This window comes from Puniceicoccales bacterium (genome assembly GCA_031283585.1).
GTDB lineage: Bacteria > Verrucomicrobiota > Verrucomicrobiia > Opitutales > LL51 > JAIRTH01.
In genome coordinates this window covers 23,213-37,154 of the sequence record JAITBP010000013.1, presented here as the reverse complement: position 1 = coordinate 37,154, position 13,942 = coordinate 23,213, and the positions used below count along the sequence as shown (strand labels likewise).

General features: G+C 43.0%; 12 protein-coding genes. 6 read left to right on the top strand and 6 right to left on the bottom strand.

Going from position 1 to position 13,942, the window contains the following annotated elements:
- Window position 1 precedes the first annotated feature (1 nt).
- The 6 genes from LBB20_03655 to LBB20_03630 all read right to left on the bottom strand — a co-directional run bounded on the left by LBB20_03655 (window position 2) and on the right by LBB20_03630 (window position 6,496).
- Window positions 2-1,159: a trans-2-enoyl-CoA reductase family protein gene (locus tag LBB20_03655; protein MDR2735895.1), complete on the bottom strand. Its 1,158-nt coding sequence runs from the start codon at window positions 1,157-1,159 to the stop codon at window positions 2-4.
- Window positions 1,160-1,205: 46 nt separating this feature from the next.
- Window positions 1,206-2,177, bottom strand: coding sequence for a PfkB family carbohydrate kinase (locus LBB20_03650; protein ID MDR2735894.1), 972 nt, complete (start codon window positions 2,175-2,177; stop codon window positions 1,206-1,208).
- A gap of 19 nt (window positions 2,178-2,196) precedes the next feature.
- Window positions 2,197-3,333 (bottom strand): DegT/DnrJ/EryC1/StrS family aminotransferase, encoded by a 1,137-nt coding sequence (locus LBB20_03645; GenBank protein MDR2735893.1) that lies wholly within the window; start codon window positions 3,331-3,333, stop codon window positions 2,197-2,199.
- Between the two features lie 50 nt (window positions 3,334-3,383).
- Window positions 3,384-4,601 carry a hypothetical protein gene (locus LBB20_03640; GenBank protein ID MDR2735892.1) on the bottom strand — a complete coding sequence of 406 codons (1,218 nt, stop codon included), beginning with the start codon at window positions 4,599-4,601 and terminating at the stop codon, window positions 3,384-3,386.
- A 102-nt stretch (window positions 4,602-4,703) separates the two neighbouring features.
- Window positions 4,704-6,062, bottom strand: coding sequence for a hypothetical protein (locus LBB20_03635; protein MDR2735891.1), 1,359 nt, complete (start codon window positions 6,060-6,062; stop codon window positions 4,704-4,706).
- A gap of 8 nt (window positions 6,063-6,070) precedes the next feature.
- Entirely contained in the window at window positions 6,071-6,496 is a 426-nt protein-coding gene (locus LBB20_03630; GenBank protein MDR2735890.1) for a type III secretion system chaperone, read from the bottom strand.
- Window positions 6,497-6,640: 144 nt separating this feature from the next.
- Here LBB20_03630 and LBB20_03625 point away from each other — a divergent pair, with 144 nt between their 5' ends.
- From LBB20_03625 to LBB20_03600, 6 genes are read left to right on the top strand one after another with little or no spacing between them, the layout of a single operon-like run.
- Window positions 6,641-7,711, top strand: a complete 1,071-nt coding sequence (locus tag LBB20_03625; protein ID MDR2735889.1) for an ABC transporter ATP-binding protein — start codon at window positions 6,641-6,643, stop codon at window positions 7,709-7,711.
- A gap of 1 nt (window position 7,712) precedes the next feature.
- Entirely contained in the window at window positions 7,713-9,371 is a 1,659-nt protein-coding gene (locus LBB20_03620) for an extracellular solute-binding protein (GenBank protein ID MDR2735888.1), read from the top strand.
- Between the two features lie 50 nt (window positions 9,372-9,421).
- Window positions 9,422-10,876: an Asp-tRNA(Asn)/Glu-tRNA(Gln) amidotransferase subunit GatB gene (gene gatB / locus LBB20_03615; GenBank protein ID MDR2735887.1), complete on the top strand. Its 1,455-nt coding sequence runs from the start codon at window positions 9,422-9,424 to the stop codon at window positions 10,874-10,876.
- Window positions 10,877-11,680, top strand: coding sequence for a TatD family hydrolase (locus tag LBB20_03610; protein ID MDR2735886.1), 804 nt, complete (start codon window positions 10,877-10,879; stop codon window positions 11,678-11,680).
- On the top strand, window positions 11,677-12,600 hold the full coding sequence (locus LBB20_03605) for an undecaprenyl-diphosphate phosphatase (protein ID MDR2735885.1): 924 nt from the start codon (window positions 11,677-11,679) through the stop codon (window positions 12,598-12,600). Before LBB20_03610 ends, LBB20_03605 begins: the two co-directional genes overlap by 4 nt.
- 20 nt (window positions 12,601-12,620) lie before the next feature.
- Window positions 12,621-13,853, top strand: coding sequence for a cysteine desulfurase (locus LBB20_03600; protein ID MDR2735884.1), 1,233 nt, complete (start codon window positions 12,621-12,623; stop codon window positions 13,851-13,853).
- Window positions 13,854-13,942: the final 89 nt, after the last annotated feature.

The following is a 13,942-nucleotide window of genomic DNA, read 5'->3' as shown; positions in this document are numbered from 1 at the left end:
ACTAGGAATTATAGTCAACACCCTTGACACCAAATCCAAATAATTTTAAAAATTCCCTACGATAGCCAGCAAAATCTGACAATTCATCAATGGTTTCGGTGGTTATTTTAGAAAACAGATCCATGACCCGGGCTTGCACATCGGCTCTCATCTCCAAATCGTCGAGCCTTATTCTTCCCCGGTCATCCAATTGCAATTTGTCCGCTAGATATAACCTGGATGAAAACAATCTATACATCTGATCCAGACAATCTTCCCATATACCATTTTCTTTCATAACCCTCATCAAAATAGATATATATAGAGGGACCACCGGAATCGCAGCACTGGCCTGAGTTACAACTGCTTTATTGACAGAAACATAGGCATTGCCTCCCAGTTTTGCCAACAGTCCGCCCAATTGCTTCCTTGTCTCATCCAGGTGCTCCTTAGCCCTGCCTATGGTACCTTTGGCATAGATTGGCCAGGTCATCTCTGGCCCAATATAGGAATAGGCGATGGTCTTTACTCCGTCGGCTAATACCTTGGCGGACAACAATATATTTATCCACCTAGCCCAATCTTCTCCACCCATGACTTTCACCGTATCGAAGATTTCTTTATCACTGGCCGGATCCAAATCCACGGTGCAAATTGTGGCTTTGTCGGTGTTGATTGTTTTACTGGAAAAATGCTCACCTATTGGCTTCAACACTGATTTGTAAACCTCTCCGGTCACAGGATCGACCCTTCTCGGTGAAGCCAGGCTATAGACAACACAATCCACCTGTCCAAGCTTTTTTCTTATAAGATTAATGGTTGCATTCTTGGTCTCTTCGGAAAATGCATCGCCATTAAGACTCTCCGAAACCAAACCTAGAGCCGTGGAGATTTTATCCAGGGCTAATGCATTGTAAAAGCCTGGTGACCCAAGCCTTCCATCCTCTTCTGGCCTTTCAAAAAACACACCAACGCTGTTGGCCCCGCAGCTGGCACTGGCAACCATCCGACTTGCTAAACCATAGCCAGTTGATGCCCCTATAACTAGCACATTTTTTGGGCCATTGGTGATTTTTGGCCTGGATTTTAAATAAGCAACCTGTTCCTTTACACTAACCTCACACCCAACCGGATGGGTTGTTGTACATACAAATCCTCGCACTTTTGGCTGAATAATCATAACTGCCTACCATGGCTAAAAAATTTTCTAACTAATACGACAAAAATTATCCGCGATAGTTTAAAATTTCGTCAGCCGTAGCCTGGGATGTGCCAAGTTTTTTTACAACGATTCCGGCAGCGATATTCGCAAAATGAGCCGCAGCTCGCAGGTCAGCCCCGGCGATGATGGCTGCGGTTAGACAGGCAATGGATGTATCACCGGCTCCGGATACATCAAACACTTCGCTGGCATAGGTAGGAATGCTGTCTATTACTTCGCCATTATGACACAATAACATACCTTCGCTTCCAAGGGTTATAACAAGATTTTTTGGAGAAAATTTTTCAAAAATATTCCTACAAACAACCTCGGGATTGAAATCATCAGCTTCGGCCTCCTCATCGAACCCGGCCAACCTCATAGATTCGCTTTTATTCGGAGTCATCAGATCCATGTTTTTATAAAAAATGCGATTCCTTGGCTTTGGATCCATCGCCACAAACACTCCAAGGGAATGGGCCACATTTTCCACATAGTTGACAAGTTCCGATGAAACAACGCCCTTGGCATAGTCGGATATCAGGACACCGTCACTGGTTTCTATTTTAGCTCTGAGCAAATCCTTAACATCTTTTAACGAAAAAGTATAGGAAATTTTGTCCTGCTCCACATCCAATCGGCATAGCTGCTGATGTCGTACCAAAATCCTGGTTTTAACTATGGTCGACACGGACTCTCTGACGCAGAAATTTCGATCAATTTTGATTCCCGACCAACGCAAAATGTCTTCTAACTTACTTCCATAGCTGTCGTTTCCTAGGACACCACATAGCTGCACATCGACACCTAGTACCTTCAGATTCAACGCCACATTGGCTGCTGCGCCCAACATGTACTTTTCACTTTGCACGCTGACCACCGGTACCGGCGCCTCGGGCGAAATCCTGAACACATCGCCAAAAATATATCGATCCAGCATAATATCGCCCAACACAAATATCTTTAGCCGGGAGATGTCATTTAACAGCTTATCCATAAGTATATTATTAATCTTGCTACTTTTTTAAATACTCTGCTATAGAATCAATCACATAATCCATCTGATCGTTGGATAGCTCTGGGAATATTGGAATACTAAGTGCTTCCAGCGCAAGTTGTCTTGACACTGTTATGGTTTCGCGGCCCCGGGAATTAGTCGCAAAACATTTCTGATCTGGTAACGGAATAGGGTAGTATATCTGGCTGCCAATGGCTTTTTCATCTAAAAACCGCTTCAACTCATCTCTTCTGGCACCTTTCACCCGCAGGGTATATTGGTTAAATGTATGAAAATTTCCCTTTCTTTCCCTTGGCAAAACCATAACGCAGGATTCATCAAATCCTACGCCGTCGATCTCAGCCAAAGCATTAGAGTAGTAGGAAGCGTTCCTTCTTCTGTTTTCTATGTAATTGTCCAGGTATGGTAACTTGACATTTAGCAGGGCAGCTTGCAGTGCATCGATCCTAAAATTTCCACCAAGGTAATCGTGATGATACTGCCGGGTCATGCCATGACTACGCAATATCCTGGCCCTGGCCGCAAGCTCATCATCATCGGTGACAAGCATCCCGGCATCGCCAAACCCACCGATGTTTTTACTAGGAAAAAAACTATAACATCCAAAGGTACCAAACTGCCCAACCTGCTTATCATTAAATCTGGCCCCAGTGGCCTGGGCACAATCCTCAATAACATGTATATCCCTTGGGCGGCAAATATCCAGTATAGCATCCATGACAGCGGCCTGACCAAACAAATGCACAGGAATTATCGCTCGGGTTTTTTCCGAAATCAGTCCCTCGATTTTGTTCACATCAATGTTGAAATCGTCGGCCGAAACATCGCACCAAACCACCCTGGCACCTAGCCTAGCTGCGCAGCTGGCCGTGGCAAAAAAGCTATAGGCTGGACTTATAACCTCATCTCCTGGACCAATTTTCAATACCATCATTGCCAACAACAGGGCATCGGTCCCCGAGGATATGCCGATGCAATGCTTCACTCCCACCTGCTTGGCAAAATTTTTCTCAAACTCCTCGGCTTCGGATCCTAGAATAAACTGACCCGAGCGAAAAACCTTGTCAACACCCTCCTTCAATTCGTCATAAATGGCAAAATTCTGCTGCTTTAGATCTAACAGTGGCACCTGCATGGTCTATTCACTGTGAATTAAAAAAATAAATGCAAATATTTCTGCCATGGTTAAGAAATATAACTATCCAGGTATAGGTAGGTAAACACTGTTGCACCACAATTCCTTTTATGCCAAGATCTTAGACGATTAGACAGCTCTTTCCTTCTGGCCTCATCTTCAACCAGATTTATTATTTCTCTGCTGGCATCATCAAAATCCGAAACCCGTATGCTGGCCTTTTCCTTTTCCAACGATGAACACAGCTCGGAAAAATTGTCCATATGATTGCCATAGACCATGGGTAGTCCAAAGGCTGCCACATCAATCGGTGATTGGCCACCGACATTGTCCCCTAGGCTTTTCCCTATGAATGCGATATCAGCCAATTGGGTTAATGTAGCCAGTTCACCGGTGGTGTCAACCAGGCAAACCTCAACGGGATGCCTGGCGGCACCCAGTGACCTCTGGTGCCAAACCAATCCGCTTTTTTCCAGAAGGCCAATGATTTCTCTACGCCGCTCGGCATGTCTTGGTACCAACAGCAGGGCAACTTTATGGCCCCGGGATTTCATCTCTAGGATGCTGTATATCAACATCTTTTCTTCTCCTGGCCAGGTGGATGAACCTAGAATTATCAGACGCTCGCCGGCTAACCCAAGTTCCTCCAGAAGACTGACCCTATCATCCTTCGACAGTGACTGGACTGACAAATCGAATTTCATGTTGCCTGAAACCACAACATTTTTTGCACCAAATTCCGAAAATATCGAAGCATATTCGTCAGAAATGGCAATTATATGGGTCGGCAAAGAAAATATAAACTTGGCTATTTTGGGAAATTTCCTGTATCTGCCTAGTGATTTTTCCGAGATTCTTGTGTTGATGAAAAACAATGGAACGTTCCTGATTTTTGCCTGCTGCATATGTTCTGGCCAAGCCTCACCATCAACCATCAATACCGCATCCGGATCTATATTTGCCCAGGCCCTGCGGCTGCAAGGATAAAAATCCAACGGGAACAATCCACAGAACAGGGCCAAGTTTGAATACTTCTTCCGAACTAAATCATAGGCCGTACTCGTGGTCGTGGTAATTACCACCTCATACTTTTTCAGCAGCAATTTCAGAAGTCCATCTATGGAATTAACTTCTCCGACACTAACCGCCTGTATCCATAGCCTTCTCTTTGTTTTCTCTGGCAGTCTACCAAAAATTCCAAAGCGATAGATAAAGTCCTTGGCATAGCCACCACGTTTCCAGATTTTTAGCAAATATTTTGGCAACATCAATAGTGCAATTGGCAAAAATAGCAGACGATAAAGCCATATCATATTATAAAAGCAGATAAACAAGAATCACGCATTTACAAGCATGATCTCCCTGGCCAATCAGGCTGCTTCCAATTCTTTGATGTTTTCTTGCAAACAATCAAAGGCCGTGCTGGACGCATGGTTTATAAACGCATTCTTCCTATCTTCCTCATTGGAATAGTCGATGACAACCTTCGTACCGATCTGGGCAACTTTTGACTCAGGACTATTTGAAAATGCCACATCGCTGAGCACATCATTTTTAACGCTTAGCTGAAATATCCTTTGGCTAGCATTTCTCAAATCATCGTTGGTCAGGCGAGTTCTTGCCCAAAGAGTCTTATTGACAGGTGCCGGGTTTACAACTATCCCTGGCAACCCGGAAACCGCAGCAGCCAATTGGGCCATACCACCACCAAGCGAATGGCCAGAAATTATTAAATTTTTATCACCAAAACACTGTTTCGCCATATCCGTTAACAAAATAGCGCTTTTGTATAGATTATCCGTCAGACCGAAATGCTGCATGGCATCAGATAATACGGTTTCAATTCTTTCACCACCGGAGGTTCCTCTAAAAGCTAAAAACACATTTTTTGTTTCATTATCATAGGCCAACATGGCTTCAAATGGACCATGGTTGCCATCATCACGATCTTTTTGGCGAATTACTCCATCGTCGCAAATTTCAAACCCACCTTCGCCTAGTTTGGACATAAGTAGAGCAGTTTTCTCCCTAACCTCTTTCGGTAATGAATCAAGCGTAGCAGTACCTCCTATCAACACTGCTCGATCTTTCCCTATTTCACCAAACCTGTTTTTATTGATATCATCTTTTAATGCCGATAAAACCATGGAAGCAAACTGAATTTCCTGCCTTTTTTCTGATTGCACATCGGAAAGAGCGATTTCTTTTTGCGAATTGATCACCTCACAAGAATTCAGTTCTTTTAGCCCCGGAACCACCGACTGGGACAGATGAACATTTTCACCGGTAATAAGCTTTGATATAAGGTTAATTGGCGGCAATATATGGGCAATAATTTTAAATAAAGCATCACCCCAACCAACTAGTACGCTTAGTAACCTTGTTAAATTGCTGCTTTTGGAAAAATTTAAATCTTTGCTGAGCGATGTTTTCCATTTTGGACAGTCATTAACCGTACCTAACCCATCGTTTTTGGCTACCCCACCGGCAATCTGTCTTTCTTTGACAGTAACAGGGATATAGCCTGCTTTCGAGATGGCCAGTCTTCTTTTCAATTCACTGAATATCAAATCCTTACTGGAAGTATTTTCTGAAATGGTAGCTGGGTTTTTATTTTTACTGATACTTATTTTTGAGTCAGCCGGCGTATTTTTCCCGATGGAATGGCTATCTTTGATATTTGACAACAAATTGCTATTGTCATGACTCCCTATCCTATCTATACCCATGATAAATATTATAAAAATTTTTTGACAAATGTGTCATGAAATTCTGACTCAAATAGGTTCCTGAGGGCCAGAAACTTTTTGATAAAATCCTCGGTAATATTGGCCAAATTGCTATACTTCATATCATTTTCATAGATATTTTTAAATGCTACCACATTCATCCTTGTGGCATCCAATCCAAGGCCCAGCCCGAAGGTTTGATAGTTATACAAATTCAATGTCATGAGGCCAAACAGTACCGCTGTCAAATTCTCATCCTCTATATCTATGCCACTCAACACCGAGCTCATTGACAGACAACCAAGCTCCGGTATGCTTTCAATCTGAAACATGTTACCATCCACGGCAAACTGAACAATCCCCAGCTCCCTGTCTAGATGAATAATATCTCGATGACCTTCCAAGGCCTTTAACATCGAATCAATTTCGCTCATTGGTTGTAAATTTTACTCTGATTGGCCACATTGTCAATAAATGTAAATAGAATAAGAAATTTCCTAAAGATGCTTTATTTAATTTATTAATCAGTAAAAAATTTTTGACATGCTTAACATAAATGTCAGAGATCATTGTGGCTGATGATTGATATAACAATTAAAAATCTCACAAAGTCATTCGGTGAGGTCGTAGTCCTAGACGACATCGGCCTTCATGTGAATGCCGGTGAACTATTTTTTTTACTTGGGCCAAGTGGTTGTGGCAAAACAACCCTGCTGAGAACCATAGCTGGGTTTTACATACCAGAATCTGGAACAATCCATTTTGGTGAAAAAAACATAACAAGTCTACCACCACACAAAAGAAAAGCAGGTATGGTTTTCCAAAACTATGCGCTCTGGCCACACATGACAGTATATCAAAACGTCGCTTTTGGTCTGGAGCAAAAAAAATTCAAAAAATCCCATATTTGTTCGCTGGTAACCGAGGCACTAGAAAATGTCCAGATGGAACAATATGCTACAAGAAAACCCAACGAACTCTCTGGTGGACAGCAGCAACGGGTTGCTCTTGCTAGAGCATTAGTGGTCAGGCCAAAGTGTCTACTTCTTGACGAACCGCTGTCGAATTTGGATGCCAAACTGCGCAACGACATGCGGGTCGAAATAAGAAAAATTTGCAAAGAAAACAATCTAACCACCATCTATGTAACCCATGATCAAAAAGAAGCCCTGTCGATAGCCGACAGGGTTGCTGTTTTCTCCCGGGGAAAAATTGAGCAAATTGGCACACCAATTGAATTGTATAAACGGCCAAACAACTGCTTTGTTGCCGGATTCATAGGTGAAACAAACCTGATAGACGGTGTGGTGATAAGAATCGGTGCCAATGAAGCTTTTGTCAGGACCAAGGTTGGTAATTTTCGTGGCATGCTATGCGAATCCAGTCTTGGTGTAAAGCCAGGTGAAAAAGTCAGAATATCCATCAGGCCAGAAAGTCTGAAACTGTGCAACTTCCCAGCCGATGAAAACTGCATAGAGGGTATGATCGGCAGCTCTACCTACTTTGGTGAGGTGGCCCATTACAAGTTTGAAAAAAATGATGTGGAGCTGAAGATTTCAGAATTAAATCCATGCCACCTGGGCCAGATAGATAAATACGGCATGTATGCCTACGCCATTCCCGAGGATGTAGTAATTTTGGGCAACTGACATGACAAAAAGGCTCTCAATTTTACTCATTATAATTCTAGTTATTTGGATGCCATTTGCCTTCAAAGGTACCGAGCAGATTATCCCCATAAACGACGCCAACGTGGTGGTTATAATTACTGCACATAACGAAACCCTACGCCGGGAATATGGCAATGGATTCTCCAAATGGTACAAGGAAAAAACTGGCCAAAATGTGACAGTGGATTGGCGACACCCGGGTGGTGGTCGCGATATAATCAGATATATCGATTCCATGTTTATAAACAATTTCAGATTCTACTGGGAAAACACTTTGAACAAACGATGGTCCCAGAAAATTCGAAGTGCATTCATCCGGCTAGATCAAATAAATCCAGCAACGGCAACTTCCATTGAGGCCGAAGTTATGGAGGCTTTCCTCGCCTCCAATGTGGGCTGCGAGATAGATCTACTATTCGGTGGCGGTGTATATGACCATAAGATTCAGGCAGCCAAAGGCTTTTCTGTGCCATCCAACATTATCCATAGAAGGCCAGATCTGTTTACCGACGACACAATACCAGAATTTTTTGCCGGTGAAAGACTCTGGGACAGTGAAGGTTATTGGGTTGGGACCAATCTCACCAGTTTTGGTATAATATACAATGCCGACGCCATCAAAGACCTAAAAGTTGACACAAAGCCAACCAGCTGGATGGATCTAGCTGATCCAAAGTATTTTAGAGGTATAGCCATTGTCGATCCAACTAAAAGCAGCTCCACGTTGAAGTCCTATGAAATGCTTATTCAGCAGCAAATGCAAATGGTCCTAAAAGAGGAACTGAACAAATCGAATTCCAATGAAATTACAGAAAAAATGGAATCCTACGCAATCTCCGAAGGTTGGATGCGTGGACTGAAGCTAATTCAAAAAATTGTCGCCAATGGTAGATATTTTACAGATTCATCATCCAAAACCGTCGTTGACGTAGCCTCGGGAGACTGCCCCATAGGCATAGCCACGGACTTCTATGGCCGTTCCCAACGAACCACCCTACAGGAACGTTCCAAAAGTGATAGGTTTTGTTTTGTACTTCCCAAAGGTGGGTGTTCTCCATCACCGGACCCAATATCCATGTTTCGAGGCACAAAACATAGAGAACTCGCCGAAGCCTTCATAGAGTATATACTATCATTGCCTGGCCAAAAGCTTACCGGATTTAAGATAGGGACCCCGGGTGGCCCGGTTTGCGCACCGCTTTGCCGAACACCAATATTGAAAACCGTATATTCCGATGAGTATTCACAATACCATAACGATATTTCCGTAAATCCCTACGAAACAACCGAAGATTTTATCTATAGAGAAAATTGGACAAAACCGGTATTTGCCTCCCTGTCCTACCTGTTCAAAATGGCATTTTTAGACGCCAGTGAAGAACTATCTTCGGCCTGGCATGCTATTATAACCGCCAGGAAGGAAGGTAATTATGAAGCAGCCGAACTGGCTCTAGAAACCATGTCTAATTTGGATGACTATGACTATGAAACAGCTAAAACGGACATCGTTGCCCTGGCTAAAAACAAAGATCCACTGGAAGCGGCAAAGCAGCAGTCGAACATCACAAACCACTTTCGAGCCCAATACAAAAGAGCCAAAATGATAGCCAAAAGACGTCAAAGTAAGAATGTTAGGTAATTTTCTTGGCAATTTTTTTCAAAAAACTTTCATACCGGACAAGAATATCTATGGAATACGAAGTTGTAATCGGACTTGAGGTCCATGTACAAGTAAACACCAGGACAAAACTGTTTTCGCCATCTAAATACAAGTACGGAGCAGCCTCAAATACGCTAACCGATGAGATAGTACTCGGCCTACCCGGTTCGCTGCCGGTAATAAACCTTGAAGCAATCAAAAAGACGGTCAAGGCCGGCCTGATATTCGAATGCAAAGTTCCTGATCTATGTAAATGGGACAGAAAGAACTATTTCTATCCAGATAACCCGAAAAATTATCAAATTTCCCAATATGACAATCCGATTTGTTCCGGCGGTTTCGTTGAAATAGAACTGCCGGGGCCATCTAGAAACCTGATGGGCCAGCATAAAAAGATAGCATTGAATCGCATCCAGCTGGAGGAAGACGTGGGAAAACTAACCCATGAGGCTACCCACAGTCGAATAGATTTTAATCGAGCCGGTGTGCCACTGATGGAAATAGTCTCAGAACCATGTATGTCGACGGCCGAGGAAGCCTTTGCCTATCTAACTTCGATGAAAATGCATCTGACCTACGCAGGTATTTCCGACTGCGATATGGAAAAAGGACAGCTACGTTGTGATGCAAATGTCAGCCTACGACCGGCTGGATCCAAATCACTAGGAACCAAGGTTGAACTGAAAAATCTCAATTCAATTTCCGGGGTACGTAATGGCTTAGAATACGAGATTCAGAGGCAAAAACATCTACTGGAATCCGGCGGAACGGTGAAACAGGAAACAAGAAAATGGAACGCAAATGAGTCAATTTCCTACTCGATGAGATCCAAGGAAACCGTCGATGATTACAGATACTTTCCAGATCCAGATCTCCTTCCGATTAAATTAGAAAAAGAATTCATAGAACAGATAAGATCTGAAATTCCTGAACTTCCATTTCGCAAACAGGAAAGATTTTTCGATGAATACAAATTACCCTATAGCCTAACGTCGGTTTTATATCCGCACCAGGAATTATGTGATTACTTCGAAGCCACGGTCCGGGTACATAATAATCCTAGTGCTATAGCCAACCTTATTGTAAATGACATACTTAGGGAACTTTCAGCGGCAGCCCATTCCGGCACCATGTCGATCAACGAATGCAAAATTTCCCCCAGCATGCTGGCCAATCTGGTGAAGCTCATAGATGATGGAACCATATCCAAGCAGGCGGCCAAGGAAGTGCTGATTGAGATGTTTAATACCGGCCAGGATGCCAGCAATATAATAATCGATAAAGGATTGACTAACTCTTTCGATGATGGTAAGTTATACGACTTGTGTCAGGGTGTCGTTCAGGCCAATCCGAAGCCAGTGAATGAATATAGAAATGGTAAATTAACGGCGATAAATGCACTCAAGGGCTTGGTTATGAAAGAGTCAAAAGGTAAAGCAAATCCACAAAAAATAGATGATATATTGAAAGGACTTTTAGGTTAAATGAATCTCATCGACACACATTGCCATCTGGATGGATTTTGTCAGAAAAATATCATCGATAACATACTCCAGCGGGCCAGTAATGCCGAAGTGACCCATCTGGTGACATGTGGAACAGAAGAATCTGATTGGCAAGTACATGCAGAACTTTCCTCCAGATACAATAACATTGACTATACCGTTGGAATCCATCCAACCAATGTTAACAACAACTTTGAATCTTCGTTGGAAGTGATGTATCGCTATCTTTCGAATAATAAAAAAAAGCCTGTGGCGATAGGAGAAATCGGCCTGGATTATTTCAAAATATCCGAGCGAACCGACGATGTGGATGCAACGATAAAACTACAAAAATTAGTACTGGAACAGCAACTATTAATAGCGAAAACCCAAGGGCTTCCGGTTATTATACATGCCCGAGCAGCGTTTGCTGATTCGGTCGACATCATTGAAAAAAGTGGCGTTGATTGGCACAGGGTTGTGTTTCATTGTTTTTCCGAAGGCCCGGCAGAAATAAAAAAACTAAACCAGCGCGGCGGTGTTGGTTCGATCACCGGTACGGTAACCTATAAAAAAGCGGACAATGTGCGTGAATCTGTTATAGCACAAGGACTTGACAAACTGATGATTGAAACAGACTGTCCATTTCTTCCACCGGCACCTTTCCAGGGTAAGCAAAATGAACCGGCCTATCTACGGGAAATCGCAAAATTTTGCGCAACCATTTTGGGTACCACGGAACAGGAAGTGTGTGCTGTAACCACCAGGAATGCTCTGGCATTTTTTTCCATTGATATCCAATGAAACGATTTGCCCTGCAAACGCTTAATGTTATAATTATGCTCATGGCCGTCAGGCCGTTATCAGCCGCCGATGCCAATGATAGATTTCTAGACAACTATGCAACGACGCTCGGAATAATACAGGGAGCCACTGAATTTCTTCCCATATCATCCACGGCACATATGGTTATATTCGAGCAGATTGTTAGACCAAAACACCTTGAGCGAGACCATGATGCAAAACCAAACCAGGAAAACCAAGTCCATGGATTTGGCACCATCATTCAGCTGGGCTCGATGATGGCCATGCTGTTGATGTGCTCTAGCAGGATCAAAATCATCCTATCCGGAATTTTTTTCTTCAATAAAGAAGGCCTAGCCCTGTTACTAAAACTCATACTAGGGCTGATTCCATGCGTTATTGTTGGCTTGATGGTCAATGACTTACTCGAAAAATTCTGTACTCTGCCATGCCTGGCTACAGCTTTGGCCACTGGATCACTGGTAATGTTGTTTGCCGAAAAATTTTATGAAAAATCGGAAAAAATAAGCAGTTTTAATGCGATCACCTACAGGAAGGCATTTTTTATTGGCCTATGCCAGTGTTTTGCGCTGATCACAGGAATTAGCAGATCCATGACCACCATCGTCGGTGGCTATTTATCAAATCTATCGCGATCGATATCCATAGAATTCAGTTTTCTGCTCGGCGCTGCAACCATAGCCCTGGCCGCAACATATAGGTTATTATTTTCCAGTGTGAATCCAGTCAGCACAATGCCTATTGGTTGTATTATCAAAGGCACATTGATTGCATTTATCACATCCCTATTGGTCATGAAACCGTCAATATATATACTAAAAAAATATGGATTATACCCGTTTGCCATCTACAGAATTTTGCTCGCGGTGGCTATAATTTTTCTTGTCAATTTCTACTAATCTACCGATAGTAACAAACCATGGACCATCAAACTGGCTTCGATGTACAAAAATTCCGCAAAAGCTTTCCAATACTAGAAGAAAAGAACTCCCGAGGCAAGCAGCTGGTATATCTGGACAATGGCGCATCTACACAAAAACCTCAGTGTGTCATCGATGCCATAACGGATTTTTTGTCACACAAAAATGCTAATGTCCACCGTGGCATACACTTCCTTAGCGAACGCTCCGACCTGATATACGAAACCACCAGGTCAAAAATGGCCGCCTATTTCAATATCAACGACAAAAATAACGTCATATTCACGGCTGGAACTACCAATGGCCTCAACATAATAGCCAGGTGCTATGCCAAGGACACCCTAGGGACCGACGACGAAATAATAATTTCCGATCAAGAACACCACGCAAACATAATACCCTGGCAGCAGGTCGCCAGGATAACCGGTGCAAAACTGCGCGTTTGCAGGTCTACCCCATCCGGCGATTTTGATGTAAGTAATTTTAAATCAATGCTTTCAAAAAAAACAAAGATCGTGTCCATGGCCTACATCACAAACGTTTTCGGTGCCAGGTATCCCATCGAAACAATTTCTGAACTAACCCATAAAACCAACGCAATTTTTATCCTAGACGGAGCCCATTGTCTTGGGCATAAACCAATTGACGTCACTGCGCTGGATTGCGATTTTTTCCTCTGTTCCTGCAATAAAGGCTATGGCCCGACGGGCATAGGAATCCTCTACGGCAAAAGTCATTTGCTCCACCAAATGAAACCCTATGAATTCGGCGGCAACATGATACTGAACGCAACTTTTGAAGATGCAACTTTTAAAGACATACCTGATAAATTTGAAACCGGCACACCAAATACCATCGGAATAGCCGGTGCCCTGGGCGCCCTCGAATTCCTGAAATCCATCGATTTTGACACGGCCTCGAACCATGCCACCAATCTAGTAACATTTGCCATAGAAGAACTTACTAAAATAGATGAGGTTGATTTGGTGCTAAATCCCACAAACCGGGCCGGAGTAATATCGATAGTAATGAAAGGAATCCATCCCCACGACATCGCCACCATTCTGGACACAGAAGGCATAGCAACCCGCGCTGGACATCATTGTGCTCAGCCACTTATGAAACTACTCAACCTGAATAGCACGCTGAGACTATCTTTCGGATTATACAATACCATCGACGAAATAGCTTTCTGCTGCGACGTGCTCAAAAGCATCAAATCGATTCTTTAAAACCCCGGCCCTCGGGTATAAATTGTAAAAATTTTTCCAATCTAACTATTTTAAGGTACAGCACATATGCAACATGTAATTCGTTGATT

What these genes read in the sequence shown, in the direction of transcription:
- LBB20_03655 (MDR2735895.1), bottom strand. Translation starts at nt 1,159, where the DNA reads ATGATTATTCAGCCAAAAGTGCGAGGATTTGTATGTACAACAACCCAT.
- LBB20_03650 (MDR2735894.1), bottom strand. Translation starts at nt 2,177, where the DNA reads ATGGATAAGCTGTTAAATGACATCTCCCGGCTAAAGATATTTGTGTTG.
- LBB20_03645 (MDR2735893.1), bottom strand. Translation starts at nt 3,333, where the DNA reads ATGCAGGTGCCACTGTTAGATCTAAAGCAGCAGAATTTTGCCATTTAT.
- LBB20_03640 (MDR2735892.1), bottom strand. Translation starts at nt 4,601, where the DNA reads ATGTTGCCAAAATATTTGCTAAAAATCTGGAAACGTGGTGGCTATGCC.
- LBB20_03635 (MDR2735891.1), bottom strand. Translation starts at nt 6,062, where the DNA reads ATGGGTATAGATAGGATAGGGAGTCATGACAATAGCAATTTGTTGTCA.
- LBB20_03630 (MDR2735890.1), bottom strand. Translation starts at nt 6,496, where the DNA reads ATGAGCGAAATTGATTCGATGTTAAAGGCCTTGGAAGGTCATCGAGAT.
- LBB20_03625 (MDR2735889.1), top strand. Translation starts at nt 6,641, where the DNA reads ATGATTGATATAACAATTAAAAATCTCACAAAGTCATTCGGTGAGGTC.
- LBB20_03620 (MDR2735888.1), top strand. Translation starts at nt 7,713, where the DNA reads ATGACAAAAAGGCTCTCAATTTTACTCATTATAATTCTAGTTATTTGG.
- gatB (MDR2735887.1), top strand. Translation starts at nt 9,422, where the DNA reads ATGGAATACGAAGTTGTAATCGGACTTGAGGTCCATGTACAAGTAAAC.
- LBB20_03610 (MDR2735886.1), top strand. Translation starts at nt 10,877, where the DNA reads ATGAATCTCATCGACACACATTGCCATCTGGATGGATTTTGTCAGAAA.
- LBB20_03605 (MDR2735885.1), top strand. Translation starts at nt 11,677, where the DNA reads ATGAAACGATTTGCCCTGCAAACGCTTAATGTTATAATTATGCTCATG.
- LBB20_03600 (MDR2735884.1), top strand. Translation starts at nt 12,621, where the DNA reads ATGGACCATCAAACTGGCTTCGATGTACAAAAATTCCGCAAAAGCTTT.